Genomic DNA, 14,366 nt, shown 5'->3' on the forward strand with positions numbered 1-14,366 from the left:
GAGCCGTGCCTGATGAAAATGCGTGCCACCGTCCTGTCCGTGCTGCTTGCCCTGTCCGCCAGCGGCGTGCAGGCGCAGACGCCGCCTCCGCAGGATGTCGCCTGGCCGGGCGTGCTGCGCATCGACGTGGACGCGCGCGACATCGGCCGGCGCATCTTCAAGGTCAAGGCCACCATCCCGGCCAAGCCCGGCCCGCTCACGCTGCTGTATCCGCAGTGGCTCCCCGGCGCGCATTCGCCCAGCGGGCCGATCGACAAGCTGGCCGGCCTGGTGGTCACCGCCAATGGCACGCCGCTGCACTGGACGCGCGACCCCTACGACGTCTACGCCTTCAAGGTGGATGTGCCGGCCGGCGCGACCGAGGTGGTGGCCGAGTTCAAGTTCCTGTCCTCGCAGGGCGGCAGCCAGGGCCGGGTGGTGATGACCCCGGAAATGCTCAACCTGCAGTGGAACGCCAACTCGCTGTACCCGGCCGGGGTGATCACCCGCAACCTGCAGGCGCAGGCCAGCGTGACCCTGCCCAAGGGCTGGAACTACGCAACGGCGCTGGAGACCGAGCGCCGCGACGGCGACACCGTGGTGTTCAAGCCGATCAGCTACGACCACCTGGTCGACTCGCCGCTGTTCGCCGGCCGCTATTACCAGCAGTACGATCTCGACCCCGGCGCCACGGTGCCGGTGCGCCTGAACGTGTTCGCCGACGACGCCAAATCGCTGGTCGCCAAGCCCGAGCAGTTGAAGGCCCACCGTGCGCTGGTGCAGCAGATCTACAAACTCTACGGCGCACGCCACTTCGACCGCTATGACTTCCTGCTGGCGCTGACCAGCAAGCTCGGCGGCATCGGCCTGGAGCACCAGCGTTCCAGCGAGAACAGCGCCGAGCCCGGTTACTTCACCGAGTGGGACAAGAACTGGCTGGGCCGCGACCTGCTGCCGCACGAGTTCAACCACTCCTGGAATGGCAAGTACCGCCGCGGCGCCGACCTCACCACGCCCAACTTCAACGTGCCCATGGGCGACAGCCTGCTGTGGCTGTATGAAGGCCAGACCCAGTTCTGGGGCCAGGTGCTGGCCGCGCGGTCGGGCTTGTGGAGCGAGCAGCAGACCCGCGAGACACTGGCCAATGTGGCCGCCACCTATGATCGCGGCCGCCCCGGCCTGGCCTGGCGCGCGCTGCAGGACACCACCAACGACCCCACCATCGCCCAGCGTCGCGCGCTGGCGTTCCGCAACTACCAGCTGAGCGAGGACTACTACTCCGGCGGCCAGATGGTGTGGCTGGACGTGGAGGGCAAGCTGCGTGCGCTGACCGGCAACAAGCGCAGCCTGGATGATTTTGCCAAGGCGTTCTTCGGCATCAACGACGGCGACTGGAACGTCAACCCGTACACCTTCGACGACGTGGTGCGCACCTTGAACAGCATCGCGCCGTTCGACTGGGCCGGCTTCCTGCGCGAGCGCCTGGACGGCCACGGCTCGCTCACCGGCGGGCTGGACGCGGCCGGCTGGAAGCTGGTCTACACCGAGACCCCGAGCGAGGCGGTCAAGGCGCAGGAGACCCGTGCCAGCGGCATCAACCTGACCTATTCGCTGGGACTGAGCGTGGCCAACAGCGGTGTGCTCACCGACGTACTGTGGGACAGCCCCGCATTCAACGCCGGTCTCACCCCGGGCATGACCGTGCTGGCGGTCAACGGCCGCGTGTACAAGGGCGAGACACTGAAGGAGGCGGTGACCACGGCCAAGACCGACAAGGCCCCGATTACGCTGCTGGTGCGCAGCTTCGATCGCATCGACACGGTGACCCTGGATTACCACGGCGGCCTGCTGTACCCGTCGCTGGAGCGCATTGCCGGCAAGCCGGATCGCCTGGCGGAACTGTGGAAGGCACGATGAGATCGCCCGGCCGCGAGCTGCTGATCGTGGCGCTCGCGGCCGTGGCCATCGTCGGTGCCGGGCTGGAGGGTGACGGCCGCTGGCTGCACTGGCTGGCCAAGCCGTTGACCACCGTGCTGATCGCCGCGATCGCGTGGCGCGCACTGCCGGCGCACGACGCCGGCTACCGCCGCGCAGTACTGGCCGGCATGGCGCTGTCGTGCATCGGCGACATCGCCCTGATGCTGCCGATGGACGCCTTCGTGCCCGGACTGATCGCCTTCCTGCTGGCGCACGTGTGCTACATCGTCGCGTTCCGCGCCGGCGTTCGTGGCGGGCGCGGCCTTGCCGGTGCGGCGCTGCTGCTGGGGGCGTTTGCCTGCGGCAACCTCGTCGCCCTGTGGCCGCACCTGCCTGGCGACATGCGCGTACCGGTACTGGCCTACGTGATGGTGCTGGCGGTCATGGCCATCCTCGCGCTGGCCCGGCATTGGGCCAGGCCGGCACTACATGGCGCGGCCCGTAGCAGTACCGCGTGGGCGGCCGGGGGCGCGGTGCTGTTCGTCGCCAGCGATTGCCTGCTGGCCTGGGACCGTTTCGGCGGTGGACTGCCGATGGCCAGCCTGCTGGTGCTGAGCACGTATTACGCGGCGCAGTATGGGATTGCACGGTCGGTCGATGCGTTGGCTCGGCCCGCTTCGCGCTGACGACAGCAGGGCGGCGCATCAGGCCGCATGTCAGTCTTCGTTGCCTACATCCTGCGCGGTGTTGCAGCGCTGCCGTGGCGGGCACAGTCGGTCCAGCAATGCCGCGGTCACCCCGTTGCTCCAGCCGAAGCCATCCTGCAGCGGATATTCGCCGCCACCGCCGCCGCCGGCCGAACCGTCCACCACGTACTTTTCCACCAGCTTGCCTTCGTTGTCGTACACCGCCTGCACCGTACGCAGGAAACGCGTGCCGATGCGGCGCGCCAGGGCGTCCTGGTCGTAGCGCTGCAATCCGTCCACCGCCACCCACTGCAGCGGTGCCCAGCCATTCGGGGCATCCCACTGCTGCCCGGTGTTGACGGTGGTGGTGAGCAGGCCGCCCTCGCGCAGCAACTGCGCTTCCACCGCAGCCGCCGTCTGCCGCGCCTGCGGCCGCGTGGCGACCTGCAGCCAGAGCGGGAACAGTGCCGCCGCGGTGAGCGCGGGTCGGGTCTGGCCGCGCTCCAGGTCGCGGTCCACGTACCAGCCCTGGGTCGCATCCCAGAGAACGGTGTTTATTGCCTGCTGGCGCGCGTCCGCCTGTCGCGCGAAGTCGCGCGCCGCCTTGCCATCGCCGGCCACCTTGCTGGCCCGGGCGAGGGTCTTTTCCAGGTGGAACAGCAGGCTGTTCAAGTCCACTGGCACGATCGCAGTGGTGTGGATGCTGCCCAGTGACGCCGGTTCCGCCAGCCAGCGCGAGCTGAAATCCCAGCCCGATTCCGCGCCCGCGCGCAGGTCGCGATACACCTGCGACGGCGCGCGCTGCGGCGCTTGTGCGGCCGTGGCCAAGTCGTCGGTCCACGACTCGGTGCGCGGCACCGCGCGGGCATCCCAGTAGCGGTTGAGCAGTTGCCCATCGGCCAGGCGCACCACGCGTTCGCTGGCCTGGCCCGGTGCGAGCCCAGCGGCGCCGCGCATCCAGAACGCGTGCTCGGTGCGCAATTGCGGCAGGTAACGGCGATAGGCTGCCTCGCCTTCGTGGGTTGCCAGCAGATCCACCATCAGGCTGAAGAACGGTGGCTGCGAGCGGCTCAGGTAGTAGCTGCGGTTGCCATTGGGAATGTGCCCGTACTGGTCCAGCTGCCAGGCGAAGTTGTCCACCATGTCGCGCACCTGCTGCCAGCGCCCGCTGGAGGCCAGGCCGAGCAGGGTGAAGTAGCTGTCCCAGTAGTAGACCTCGCGGAAGCGTCCGCCCGGCACCACGTAGGGCTTGGGTAGCGGCAACAGGGAGCCGCGCGGGTCAACGCGGTCGGTGGTCCGGGTCAGCACCGGCCACAACCCTTCGATATGCGCGCGCAGGGCCTGCCCGGCTGGCGGCACGTAAGCGGCCGCCTCACCGGGCACGACGAAATGCTCGGCCACGAACCCGGCCAGGTCGGCCGATCGCCCCTGCATCGACCGCCACTGGGCCAACACCGCAGTGGGATCCTGCCGGGGCACGGCATCGGCGAAGGTCTTCTGGTCACCGAACAGGTGCGCGCCCTGGACCTGCTGGAACAGCGGCTGCCACTGCTGGTCCGGTGGCAGCGGCGGGGCTGGGCCGGGGCCGTTGGCGGTGGCCATGGCGGCGCACAGCAATGAGGCCAGCATCAGGCCGGCCAGGCGGGAACGGGGATGCATGCGGCGGTTCCGGGCGGGATGGCCCACTGTAGGGGCCCTTGCGTCAACGCCCGGTGCCCGCGGGGCGGGGCCGGGAGCTGGACGCGGCGCATGCCAATTGACCACTTCGGCCCCCCGCCGTAGAATTGCCTGCTCAGCCGGAATAGCTCAGTTGGTAGAGCGGCGCATTCGTAATGCGTAGGTCGTAGGTTCGATTCCTATTTCCGGCACCAGATACAGTAAAAAGCCCCGGCCTTGGTCGGGGCTTTTTTGTGCTCTGGTAGCGCCGGACCATGGCTGCAGATTGCGTGGTCCCCCAGTAGTGCCAGCCCATGGCTGGCAGCCAGGGATTTCGGAATATCGCGACCCGCTTGCCCATCCGGCTTCCCAAGCCCTAGCTACCCGCGCTACCCCCGCCTGGACGTCGCGTCTGCTTAAATGCATCCGCCAAGTTCCTCGATCCTCACTCCTGTGCTCTGAATACCCAGCCTTGCTTCAAGGCTCTTTCAGGGATTGAAAGGATGCATAGGTTCGGGGAAGCTGCGAGCGGTGTTTTGACCCGCTTCAGGGGATTTGAAGATCTAGTTCGGAAGCTGGGTGCGGTAGGCGGCTGGCTTTGCTTTGTGCTGTTGCTGGGTGCGGCTGCTGTGCCGACCGCAAGCGCACAAACGGTCACCTACATCCACACCTATGCCCTCGGCTCGGTCGTGGCCGAGAGCGATGCCAATGGCAACGTGATCAAGCGCTACGACTACGAGCCGTACAGTGCCGTGGTGGGTGGTCAGGTCACAGACGGGCCGGGGTATACCGGGCATGTCAGTGATGCGGCCACCGGGCTGAGCTACATGCAGCAACGGGACATGGATCCGCAATTGGGTGTGTTCCTGTCCGTAGATCCAGTGGCGGCGTATGAACAGCCGGTTGAGCAGTTCAATCGCTACCGGTACGCGAACAGCAATCCGTACAAGTTCACGGATCCGGATGGGCGGCAGAGCATTGCTGCATGCGGAATGAATCCTGCAAATGCTGCAGCATGCGCTGAAGCCGGTATCGCGACGGGGGGAGGGGCCTCAGGAGCAGGAGGGACCAGTGGCGGCGGCGGTGTCATCGCTGGGATTCTGAGTGCTTTAGGTTTGGAACGGCTTGTTCAGCGCTCTGACTCCGCAGGTTCGGCTGCGGACAAGATCAAGGAAGGCACTTCACCCTCCACGGGGAGCAAGTCAGGTAACGGCGATGTTCATCCTGGTGGTCAGGAGGCTGCCGACGCGGCATGGGATAGCATCAAAGGTGTAGGTGAAACAAAACGCTATGAAGATCGACATGGCAATGTAACCGAGGTCAAGGATCTCGATGGTGGTGGTGTGGCTGACAGGCACACGCGTACAAAGAGTGATCACAAAGGTGCGCCCACCATTAAGATTCGTGATGCAGAAAGTAAAGTTATTCAAACCACGCGCTATGAGAAGAGTCAATGAATCAGGAATCGAATTGCGTTGATCGCAATGAGGTGGAGAAAATGCTGAGTGATCAGCAGTTCCCAGCTTTCCCTTTCAAGGACGAGACATGGCGAGGGCTGTTCTTCAATCGTGATCTTCATGGGCTTGGAGGGGTGCCAAAAAGCATCTTTGATGCCTTGATAAACCAGCTCGAAGCGCGAGGCGCGATGCCGCTGTGGTTTGTTCCTGCGGTAACAGTAAGCTCGGGCGAGGATGTGTTTCCGTATGCCGATATCGATGGGTGGGGTCGATATGTTGATCTTCTTGGCTGTTTAGGTTTCTTTCCGGAGTACTACTTGGTACCAGCTGATCGATCAATTCTGCTGTGGTTTGATCCTGAGACAGTTCTGGTGGGCGGTGGAGCAGAATTAATCAGCGCGATTGCGGGTAACTGTGGCGGGGAGGAACTGGCGCGACTCTCGGTAAAGGAGTTTGGTGTCACATTGGATGATCACTGTTCTGATGTAGCAGTTTTTATCAAGCGCATCAGTGGCCTGGATTGATCTCGAGAGCTGCTCGTGGAAAATGCGGAATGGGAGCCATGGAAGCAGTCGGTAAACGTTAGACACGGTGCCCCGCAAGTGTGGGTGTTGGACATCCGTTTGGTCACGGACAACAACGTGCAGCTCTACATTGAGGATGGAGAGGTGTTTGAAGTGAACCTGAGTAGAGTGTAGGTCGCAGGTTCGACTCCTGTTTCCGGCACCAGTTGTACAAAAGCCCCGGCCCAGGTCGGGGCTTTTTGTTGGTGGGGGCGTTGGAACTCTTTGATGTGAAAGGGGTTCGCCGCAAGCCGTGTGGGAGCCCCGGGATCGCCCCTATGAGCTTAGGGATGCCCAGGTTCGCGGCCTGATCCTGCGCGTGCAGCCCTCTGGGCACAAGGCTTGGATCGTGACTTGGGCGCACGGTAAGCGTCCCGGCGACGCTCCTGATCCGTCATACCAACCCCGCTGCGTTCCCGTTCGCGAATGAGGGCGACCGTCGGACGCGTCGACCATTCTCTCACCGAAAGTGTGTAGCCAGATGACCTTCCGCCCGAGTTCCACTGCCTTGTGGAACAACTCAGCATCCGCAGTAACCGGAATTCGCAATCCCGGCGTCACCAGATCAGACTCAAATTTAAGAGTAAAAGCTGGACTTGCAGCAACCGCAGCGATGTAAGCGAATACATCTTCGGGGGTGACTTCTGAATTATACTGCTCGCTTAGCAAGCTTGGCCTTGGCATGCCACCATCCGCAATCGCCCAGACGACGGTCACCTACATCCATACCGACGCCTTGGGCTCGGTAGTGGCCGAGAGCGATGCCAACGGCAACGTGATCAAGCGCTATGACTACGAGCCCTACGGTGCCGTGGTAGGCGGTCAGGTCACGGATGGACCGGGGTACACAGGGCATGTGAGCGATGCAGCTACTGGGCTGAGTTACATGCAGCAGCGGTACATGGATCCGCAGTTGGGTGTGTTCCTGTCTGTTGATCCGGTGGCTGCGTATGAGCAGCCGGTGGGGCAGTTCAATCGATACCGCTATGCGAACGGGAATCCGTACAAGTTCACGGATCCGGACGGGCGGAGTGCCACGCTTCTCATCCCTATCGTGGTTATCCCGATCGTAGTCGCAACCACCTATTACGCTACGACAAGTTCAGAACAGCGTGCAGATCTCGGCAATAAATCGGAAAGCGCTGTAAGGGGGGTGTTCCAGAAGTCCGAGTCGACCCCGCAGCAACCAGCTCTTCAGGGCGATGGATCGATAGCGTCTGAGGGCGCCTCGGGGAATCGATTTCCTGATCGAGCGCTGCCAACCAAGCCTAGTGGCGAGCCAGCGCCTGATCTGATGCGGGCGGGCCCCATACTCAATTGGGACAGAAAGAAGGCAGAAACGGAAAGTATGACCAGGCCCGTGAGTTCGATGGGCAGGGCAGGCCGGTCAAGACAATCGACTTTACTGACCATGGGAGACCTGGAAGCCATACAAGTCCCCATGAGCATCCTTACGAGTCTAACGGTACTGGTGGGACACCATCCCGGGCGAAGGCCCGGCCACTCAATGGAGGCTGATCGCGATGAATACTGACGAATGGGGTTTTCCGATAACCGGATCAAAAGTCAGCCAGGTGCTCAGAGGGCACTTCAGCCCGGAGGATATCTGGGAGCTGTCCTCCTTGGATGTTCCATCTGGAGAATTGAAAGCTCCGTCGCTCGATGTACTAAGAGAAAAGCTCTCTGAACACGGTTCTCGCATTTCTACCGCAGGGTTATGCGAGGCTTTGGAAGGTGCTCCCCAGGTCTGGATCCTTGACATTCGCTTGGCTTCCGACAGAAATGTCGTGCTGTACATTGAAGATGGCGAAATATTCGAGATCAACCTTGAACGAGCCTAGGTACGCTTTGTACCTGGTGCGCATGTGGTAGGTCGTAGGTTCGATTCCTATTTCCGGCACCAGTTGTAGAAAAGCCCCGGCCCAGGTCGGGGCTTTTTGTTTGGGCAGGCAGCGCCGGGCCATGCCCGGCGGAATGCCGGCAACCCGTAGTGCCAGCCCATGGCTGGCAGCTCCCAATTTCCGAGTCTCGCGGCCTACTCGCCCGCCGGCTTCCCAGGCGCTTAGCACCGCGCCCTGTTCCTGACCTGGCAACCGCAGCCGGCGATTCCTGTGCTATGAATACACGGCCTTGCTTCAAGGCACTTTCAGGGATTGGAAGGATGCGCAGGTTCGGGGGAACTGCAAGCGGTGTGTCGACCCGCTTCAGGGGAGTTGAGGATCGAGTTCGCAAGTTGGGGGCATTTGGCACCTGGCTTTGCTGCGTGCTGCTCATTGGCCTTGGCGTGTCGCCAGCCGCAATTGCCCAAACGACGGTCACGTACATCCACACCGATGCACTGGGCTCGGTTGTGGCCGAGAGCGATGCCAGTGGCAACGTAATCAAGCGCTATGACTACGAGCCGTATGGAGCGGTGGTTGGTGGCCAAGTTGAAGATGGCCCGGGGTACACAGGGCATGTGAGCGATGCGGCAACTGGGTTGAGCTACATGCAGCAGCGGTACATGGATCCGCAGTTGGGGGTGTTCCTGTCTGTGGACCCGGTCACACCACACGACAATCCTGGATCGTCCTTCAACCGATTCAAATACGCTGCAAACAATCCTTACCGGTTTAATGACCCTGACGGTCGTCAGGAGCGTGCAGCCGAGCGACACGCTGATTCGGTAGCAAGCGATCCTGCCGCGTACAACACATTTGGTCCCGCGGCCCTTGTGTTGACCTACGCGATAATTCGAGCAACTCCCGTCGTTGGTCCTGCCGCCGCCTCGTTGATGTCAGGCGCGATCGACTCTGCACAACAGTCTCGCGCACTACCCGCACCAACAGCAGCGGCGTCAACATCTGCTGCAGTTGCCGCTCCAGCACCTGCTTCCTCTCCAAATTTTGTTGTCTCATCAAACGGTACGGCGTTTCCTGTGCCCGCAGGCTCAACAGGCCCCTCTCCAGTGAAAAATCCGGGGGGGAAGCAAACCGGTGTCGCCTTTACAGGTGGCGCGGGGGGCGCCAACCGACAAGTGGCAACCATGCGGATGATGGATCCGACGCCGCCGAGGGGGGGCAGTCCCGGATACCCGGCGGGCTAGATCAAATATGAGAACGCAGATAAGCAAGGTGTTGATCCATATTCAGGAAAGACCCTACCCAATTCCAAGTCGCATTTTCCAATCAAGTAGCGTGAGAAACGTCACATGAACGAGCATCGATCAGACACTTTTCAACATCTCAAGGGCAAGTATGTAACGTTGACCGTCGAGGATGAGCAGCTTCAGGTTGGAACTGATGATGGATGGTCGCTTCATATTTATAACGGATACACGCTCTCCTGCGGCGAGCGGGTGGGCGCACTGACACATGCGTCGCTCCGATTGAAGTTGGTCGATTGCCTGGTCGATGACGTCAAAATGACCATGATGTTTTCGGGCGATAAATTTCTCACCGTCGACTTGACGGACGACGGATACTCCGGGCCGGAAGCCATGCAGCTGAACGGGCCCGACGGTAGCATCGTTATCTGGAGCTGAGTCTGCTTCTTCAGATAATGATGGATAGCGCATTTCTGAAGATAATGAAATGGCAAGGACGAACGCATCTTGGCTGCATGCGGTGTCAGTGAACTTGCCCGTGCGTGGTCTCGGATATCTCATTGACCGCGGCCGTGAGCTGTTACATGTAGCAGCGGTACATGGATCCGAACTTGGGCGTGTTCCTGTCGGTGGATCCGGTCACGGCGTATGAGCAGCCTTTGGGGAAGTTCAATCGACACCTGTACGTGAACGGTCGCGACACCAACAGTTCAGGTGGGAAGAGCATGGACATTCCCGGTAGCGGAAATAAACCACATGAAACCCTTCACTACGATTGATTCTCTGGCTGATGGGTCGCTCTACCTTCCAGCGCAGCTTAAAGGGTTGGATTCTTTCGATCAACTCGATTTGTTGCGTGGGGCGGAAGTAACGCGTTTCTGCATTCCTGCTGCTCAGCGCTCGGATCTTGCGTGGTGGGCCTGTCTGGAGTTCAGTTCTGGATGCTCACTTGAAATTACTTCATCCAGCACCCTGGTTCGTGGCTGGGATGAGTATGGGACGATCAATCTTGCTTTGGCGCCAAGTGCCGTCAGTGATGGGGATCAGGTTGGCCTCTCAGAACCGGTGGGCTTTGTGATAGGCCAGATCAGCATCCTCCGGTGGCAACGTGATGGCATCCTTGTCGATGCGGGGATAGAGTTCCGTTCAAAGGATGGCGGAGAGGTATTCAGTGCAGTAGCTGTCGACATTCCCGGTGCCTTTTCGATGTCGTTTCCTGGTGGAGCCCCCAAAAATTGGCAGTTCCCTGCGGACGAGTACGCGCGGGTAGATGTATGAATGCTTAGGTCGTAGGTTCGACTCCTGTTTCCGGCACCGATTGTAGAAAAGTCCCAGCCTTGGTCGGGGCTTTTTGTTTGGGGCGACACGGCCGTTGGTAGTGCCGGCCGCTGGCCGGCAACCTCAGCCCCGCTTGATGCGCCTTGGCTGATGTCGCCACCGCGACCCGATCCGGCTTCGCTGGCGCTTAGCGCCAAGAGCGCTGCTCCCGTCAGGATGGGGTGATTGACCTCAATCGCACCGTTGGATCCCTGGCTGATCGTTACTGTGAGATCAATACCAAGCCTTGCCTCAAGGTATGGTCATGTTCCCGGTGTAACCAATGCCGACGGAACCCCATGGCTTCCGATTAAACAATGAGTTGGAGCGACGTAAATCATGGAAACTGAAACTGCGATCATTGAGATGACGAAGCTTGTGCAGGAATTTGCGCTAGGCTCCGTTAATGCCCATGCTTTCATTGAGCAATACTCCAATTTTTACTACTACGAATCGCTGGACGGACATGAAGCTTCAAGTGCGCTGCATCCCGAGAGCATGATGAAGCTCGGGCCCGCTATCGAGCTGCATCGCCGCGTTCAAGAAGATGTGGTGAACAAGATCTCGTTCGATGCGGGGCTTTCAACTGAAGCGATGAGGATGGCTGGGCGACTCCCCCCGGCGGAGGCGCGGGAGCACGCACTGAGGATATGTGCAGATGTTGGGATTGAAGTCGTTCTGTCGGCGATCAATGCCGCATGAAGCCGTCCGGCGACAGGTTGTCACCGCACGGCGACGAGGCGGCAGTGGCGGAAGTCGCTAGCTGCAGCGGAGTCGAATGGCTAGCCGTGCTTGCCGAGCGGGAGATGATCTCCAAACTGACCTGCTTGCGGACGATCCTCATCCAAACACCGCCTCGCATCCTGCCCTAAGTTGACCAGTAAGGTCAGGGGTTACTTTCAAGCAAGCCAGTCCGGTGATTCCCGCGGAACGACCGAGCGCCCGGCGCCATCGGGTGCGTGTGGCAACTGTGGGGGAGAGACAACTGATAGAGTGGGCACCATCTCTAGCGATACGGGCCGGTCAGCTCACGACGTCAAGGATGCGATTCACTCAGCGAAGGAAAATTTGCCGAAGTCAAGTGAGTGGCGAAACCCGGACGTTGAAGTTTGTCAAGCTGTGGCGAATTTTATCCTGAGGTCTCGGGTGGTAATTTCGGTGATTCTATTGCAGACATACATGACTGACCGATTTCTTTAGCATCGCTGAGGTAGTTTGGTGAGGGACTAGGAGTCTGATCGCGCATGGCCTGTATTCGAACTTATGTGACCCTGAGAATCTTTTCTGAATCGTTTGATGTCGGCGCAATTGGAGCGGCATTGAACCTGGCGCCTACGAGCATCCGTTTGCGCGATGCTCTCTCTTCCAGGCGGTTTGAGAGAGAGGGTTCGCTATGGAAGTACTCGTCCAAAGGCCAGTTGGATTCGATGGATCCGCAAGATCATATCGATTGGCTGCTGAGCCGCCTGTCTGGATCCGAGAGTAAGTTTGATGATTTGCGGGATGCAGGGTGTGTTGTGGACGTATTCTGCTTCCTTGAAACGGGTGAGCAGGGTGGCTTCACCCTGACCAGTTTACAGATGGGGACGCTTTCCAGCCTGGGATTGGACTTGACTTGGGATATATATCGGGCTGAAGCGTAAGCTCAGGGAGTCCAGTTGCACGTTGCGGATGCTTCAGTCGATTGCACTTGAAATGACATCGGTCGCTGCGAGCTCTGGTTGCCATCCGACTCGATGGAGCGATTCTCTTTCCATGCTTGGGTCGGAATCGCGGTCGTCGGTTTCGACGTATACAGGCTTGAGAGCGGTCGCCTTGAACCGACGTAAAAAAGTTGATATTGCAACAGACGTAATGGTGAGCAGTTCTGGATACTCTCAAGGCCATATCATGGAAGATCGTCGGGGGACTAGGCTGCGGGCGAGAGATGAGGATTCCATCAGGTCGAATGACTCGGCCACTAAAGTCAAATTAAGTTCGTTTCGGGGTGTTTTCAGGGTTGACGGAAGGATTGACTCAATGCGTCTTGAGAAAAGTGCTCGGGGAAAGTAATGTTAATTCTTATTCCAAAACGTTCCTTGGCGGCAGTATTTGCCATTGGTCTTCCGCTGCTACTGGCTGCATGTTGGAATGATCGCTGCGAGGTTGTGGTAATCAACGAGGCGCCGAGTGCTGGCCTGGCGCAGCGATATTTTGAGGGGTTGATGAAGGAGGTCAATCTAGCCCCTGACTCTACTTTCAAGTCAGGGCGGGCATGGAGGCTTGTAATCGTGAGTGCGAAACCCGATCAACGTCATAATGATGCGGGTGTGGATGGTTCTCTTCGGGTTGATTTTGAAGTTCACTCGCCTTCATCGAATGTACTGGCTGAGCGTTGCACGTCTCGATTCGATGAGTGCATGGTTAGGATAATCAAGGCGCTTCCGGCGCAATGCCGAATTCCGCGCTGAAAGAGCCTGCTTAACCGGGGGGGCGCACCGAGAGATGCGTCGATCCGATTGAAGTTGGTCGATTGCATGGTTGATGAGGTCGAAATGACCATCATTTTTTCGGGCGATAAATGTCTCACCGTCGACTTGACAGAAGACGGGTACTCCGGGCCGGAAGCCGTGCAGCTGAACGGGCCCGACGGAAGTACGGTCATCTGGAGCTGAGCCTGCTTGTTCATATGATGATGAATAGCGTTGGCAATAATTCACCTGCGATCAGAGGCGGCTTCATCGATCGTCATTGTGTGATGGTCTGGCAGCGTGGGTCGCAGGTTCGACTCCTGTTTCCGGTGCCAGTTGGAATGATAAGCCCTGGCCTCGTTGTTGCTGGTCGCGGACGGTAGGCGCTTGGCTGTCGCGGACAGTGCTGACTGGCCTGGGTTGATCGCCTTCCGCTGTCGCCGAGGCGACGGACACCTACATCCACTCGGACGCGTTGGGTTCGGTTGTGGCTGAGACCGAGGCCAATGGCGCCGTGATCGAGCGCCATGACTGCGAGCCCTGCGGTGCCGTTGTAGGTGGTCAGGTCACGGATGGGTCGGGGTACACAGGACATGTGGGCGACTCGGCCGCCGGGCTGAGGTACATGCAGCAGCGTATATGGATCCGCAGCTGGGAAATTCGAGTGAGCCGCGAAACCTGGATGTTTTAAGTGTGGCGAAGTTTATCCAAGGTGTGGCCTGGCAATCTCGGTGATTCTATGGAAGCGTACACGGCCGGCCGATTTCATCAGCATCGCTGAGCGGAGTCGGTGAATGACTGGGAGCTTGATCGTCCATGGCCTGTATTCGAACGTATGTGACGCTGAAAATATTTTCTGAGTCGTTTGATCTCGGTGCGATTGAGGCGGTATTGGGCTTGGCGCCTACCAGCATCCGTGTGCGCAATGCTCTCTCTCCAAGGCGGTTTGAGAGAGAGGATTCGTTATGGAAGTACTCGTCCAAAGATCAGTTGGATTCGATGGATCCGCAGGATCATATCGATTGGTTGCTGGGCCGCCTGTCTGGATCCGCGAAGACGTTCGATCATTTACGTGCTGCCGGGTGTGCTGCGGACATAGTCTGTTTTCGTGAAGTTGGCGAGCAGGGTGGATTCACCCTGACCAGTTTGCAGATGGGGGCGCTTTGCAGCCTCGGGTTGGACTTGACTTGGGACATCTATCCGGCAGAAGTGCGAGCTTAGGCCGTCCAGTGGAGCGGGCTCTTGCCGTTCCCGGC

At 60.0% G+C, this 14,366-nt stretch carries 16 protein-coding genes and 1 tRNA gene; 15 read left to right on the forward strand and 2 right to left on the reverse strand.

Translation table 11 applies throughout. The features are described from left to right. Positions 1-12 precede the first annotated feature (12 nt). A complete protein-coding gene (locus AC06FD_RS07980; protein WP_478077506.1) occupies positions 13-1,896 on the forward strand; it encodes a M61 family metallopeptidase in 1,884 nt (627 codons plus the stop codon). After that, the gene (locus tag AC06FD_RS07985) at positions 1,893-2,582 is read left to right on the forward strand and encodes a lysoplasmalogenase (RefSeq protein ID WP_478077507.1); all 690 of its coding nucleotides are present in this window, start codon (positions 1,893-1,895) and stop codon (positions 2,580-2,582) included. The genes AC06FD_RS07980 and AC06FD_RS07985 overlap by 4 nt, the downstream gene beginning before the upstream one ends. Positions 2,583-2,612: 30 nt before the next feature. Here AC06FD_RS07985 and treA read toward each other — a convergent pair whose 3' ends face one another. Continuing rightward, positions 2,613-4,241 (reverse strand): alpha,alpha-trehalase TreA, encoded by a 1,629-nt coding sequence (treA, locus tag AC06FD_RS07990; protein ID WP_478077508.1) that lies wholly within the window; start codon positions 4,239-4,241, stop codon positions 2,613-2,615. Between the two features lie 136 nt (positions 4,242-4,377). Here treA and AC06FD_RS07995 point away from each other — a divergent pair. The 3 genes from AC06FD_RS07995 to AC06FD_RS08005 all read left to right on the forward strand — a co-directional run bounded on the left by AC06FD_RS07995 (position 4,378) and on the right by AC06FD_RS08005 (position 6,219). Next, a tRNA-Thr gene (locus AC06FD_RS07995) sits at positions 4,378-4,453 on the forward strand. Positions 4,454-4,774: 321 nt separating this feature from the next. Then, positions 4,775-5,695 (forward strand): RHS repeat-associated core domain-containing protein, encoded by a 921-nt coding sequence (locus AC06FD_RS08000; protein WP_478077509.1) that lies wholly within the window; start codon positions 4,775-4,777, stop codon positions 5,693-5,695. After that, positions 5,692-6,219 carry a hypothetical protein gene (locus AC06FD_RS08005; protein WP_159095148.1) on the forward strand — a complete coding sequence of 176 codons (528 nt, stop codon included), beginning with the start codon at positions 5,692-5,694 and terminating at the stop codon, positions 6,217-6,219. Before AC06FD_RS08000 ends, AC06FD_RS08005 begins: the two co-directional genes overlap by 4 nt. Positions 6,220-6,534: 315 nt before the next feature. On the opposite strand, the gene AC06FD_RS08010 is transcribed toward AC06FD_RS08005, so the two are convergent. Next, complete coding sequence (locus AC06FD_RS08010; protein ID WP_478077766.1) at positions 6,535-6,942, reverse strand: type ISP restriction/modification enzyme; 408 nt, start codon at positions 6,940-6,942, stop codon at positions 6,535-6,537. Here AC06FD_RS08010 and AC06FD_RS08015 point away from each other — a divergent pair. The 10 genes from AC06FD_RS08015 (at position 6,941) to AC06FD_RS08060 (ending at position 14,331) form a co-directional block, all read left to right on the forward strand. Next, entirely contained in the window at positions 6,941-7,792 is an 852-nt protein-coding gene (locus AC06FD_RS08015) for an RHS repeat-associated core domain-containing protein (RefSeq protein ID WP_478077510.1), read from the forward strand. The genes AC06FD_RS08010 and AC06FD_RS08015 overlap by 2 nt on opposite strands. Next, positions 7,782-8,099, forward strand: a complete 318-nt coding sequence (locus AC06FD_RS08020; RefSeq protein WP_478077511.1) for a hypothetical protein — start codon at positions 7,782-7,784, stop codon at positions 8,097-8,099. The genes AC06FD_RS08015 and AC06FD_RS08020 overlap by 11 nt, the downstream gene beginning before the upstream one ends. Positions 8,100-8,419: 320 nt before the next feature. Continuing rightward, the gene (locus AC06FD_RS08025) at positions 8,420-9,343 is read left to right on the forward strand and encodes an RHS repeat-associated core domain-containing protein (RefSeq protein ID WP_478077512.1); all 924 of its coding nucleotides are present in this window, start codon (positions 8,420-8,422) and stop codon (positions 9,341-9,343) included. Positions 9,344-9,448: 105 nt separating this feature from the next. Continuing rightward, positions 9,449-9,781, forward strand: coding sequence for a hypothetical protein (locus AC06FD_RS08030; protein WP_478077513.1), 333 nt, complete (start codon positions 9,449-9,451; stop codon positions 9,779-9,781). Positions 9,782-9,942: 161 nt separating this feature from the next. Then, complete coding sequence (locus AC06FD_RS08035; RefSeq protein ID WP_478077514.1) at positions 9,943-10,122, forward strand: hypothetical protein; 180 nt, start codon at positions 9,943-9,945, stop codon at positions 10,120-10,122. Then, positions 10,100-10,621 (forward strand): hypothetical protein, encoded by a 522-nt coding sequence (locus AC06FD_RS08040; protein WP_478077515.1) that lies wholly within the window; start codon positions 10,100-10,102, stop codon positions 10,619-10,621. Before AC06FD_RS08035 ends, AC06FD_RS08040 begins: the two co-directional genes overlap by 23 nt. 378 nt (positions 10,622-10,999) lie before the next feature. Further along, positions 11,000-11,362, forward strand: a complete 363-nt coding sequence (locus AC06FD_RS08045; RefSeq protein ID WP_478077516.1) for a hypothetical protein — start codon at positions 11,000-11,002, stop codon at positions 11,360-11,362. 542 nt (positions 11,363-11,904) lie between these two features. Further along, complete coding sequence (locus AC06FD_RS08050; RefSeq protein ID WP_478077517.1) at positions 11,905-12,303, forward strand: DUF4279 domain-containing protein; 399 nt, start codon at positions 11,905-11,907, stop codon at positions 12,301-12,303. Positions 12,304-12,711: 408 nt separating this feature from the next. Beyond that, positions 12,712-13,110 carry a hypothetical protein gene (locus tag AC06FD_RS08055; RefSeq protein ID WP_478077518.1) on the forward strand — a complete coding sequence of 133 codons (399 nt, stop codon included), beginning with the start codon at positions 12,712-12,714 and terminating at the stop codon, positions 13,108-13,110. An 816-nt stretch (positions 13,111-13,926) separates the two neighbouring features. After that, a complete protein-coding gene (locus tag AC06FD_RS08060; protein WP_478077519.1) occupies positions 13,927-14,331 on the forward strand; it encodes a DUF4279 domain-containing protein in 405 nt (134 codons plus the stop codon). Positions 14,332-14,366: the final 35 nt, after the last annotated feature.

Source organism: Stenotrophomonas sp. Steno-Z1, from assembly GCF_056393175.1.

Coding starts and splice junctions, on each gene's coding strand:
- AC06FD_RS07980 (WP_478077506.1), top strand. CDS start 13: ATGAAAATGCGTGCCACCGTCCTGTCCGTGCTGCTTGCCCTGTCCGCC.
- AC06FD_RS07985 (WP_478077507.1), top strand. CDS start 1,893: ATGAGATCGCCCGGCCGCGAGCTGCTGATCGTGGCGCTCGCGGCCGTG.
- treA (WP_478077508.1), bottom strand. CDS start 4,241: ATGCATCCCCGTTCCCGCCTGGCCGGCCTGATGCTGGCCTCATTGCTG.
- AC06FD_RS08005 (WP_159095148.1), top strand. CDS start 5,692: ATGAATCAGGAATCGAATTGCGTTGATCGCAATGAGGTGGAGAAAATG.
- AC06FD_RS08015 (WP_478077510.1), top strand. CDS start 6,941: ATGCCACCATCCGCAATCGCCCAGACGACGGTCACCTACATCCATACC.
- AC06FD_RS08010 (WP_478077766.1), bottom strand. CDS start 6,942: ATGCCAAGGCCAAGCTTGCTAAGCGAGCAGTATAATTCAGAAGTCACC.
- AC06FD_RS08020 (WP_478077511.1), top strand. CDS start 7,782: ATGAATACTGACGAATGGGGTTTTCCGATAACCGGATCAAAAGTCAGC.
- AC06FD_RS08025 (WP_478077512.1), top strand. CDS start 8,420: ATGCGCAGGTTCGGGGGAACTGCAAGCGGTGTGTCGACCCGCTTCAGG.
- AC06FD_RS08030 (WP_478077513.1), top strand. CDS start 9,449: ATGAACGAGCATCGATCAGACACTTTTCAACATCTCAAGGGCAAGTAT.
- AC06FD_RS08035 (WP_478077514.1), top strand. CDS start 9,943: ATGGATCCGAACTTGGGCGTGTTCCTGTCGGTGGATCCGGTCACGGCG.
- AC06FD_RS08040 (WP_478077515.1), top strand. CDS start 10,100: ATGAAACCCTTCACTACGATTGATTCTCTGGCTGATGGGTCGCTCTAC.
- AC06FD_RS08045 (WP_478077516.1), top strand. CDS start 11,000: ATGGAAACTGAAACTGCGATCATTGAGATGACGAAGCTTGTGCAGGAA.
- AC06FD_RS08050 (WP_478077517.1), top strand. CDS start 11,905: ATGGCCTGTATTCGAACTTATGTGACCCTGAGAATCTTTTCTGAATCG.
- AC06FD_RS08055 (WP_478077518.1), top strand. CDS start 12,712: ATGTTAATTCTTATTCCAAAACGTTCCTTGGCGGCAGTATTTGCCATT.
- AC06FD_RS08060 (WP_478077519.1), top strand. CDS start 13,927: ATGGCCTGTATTCGAACGTATGTGACGCTGAAAATATTTTCTGAGTCG.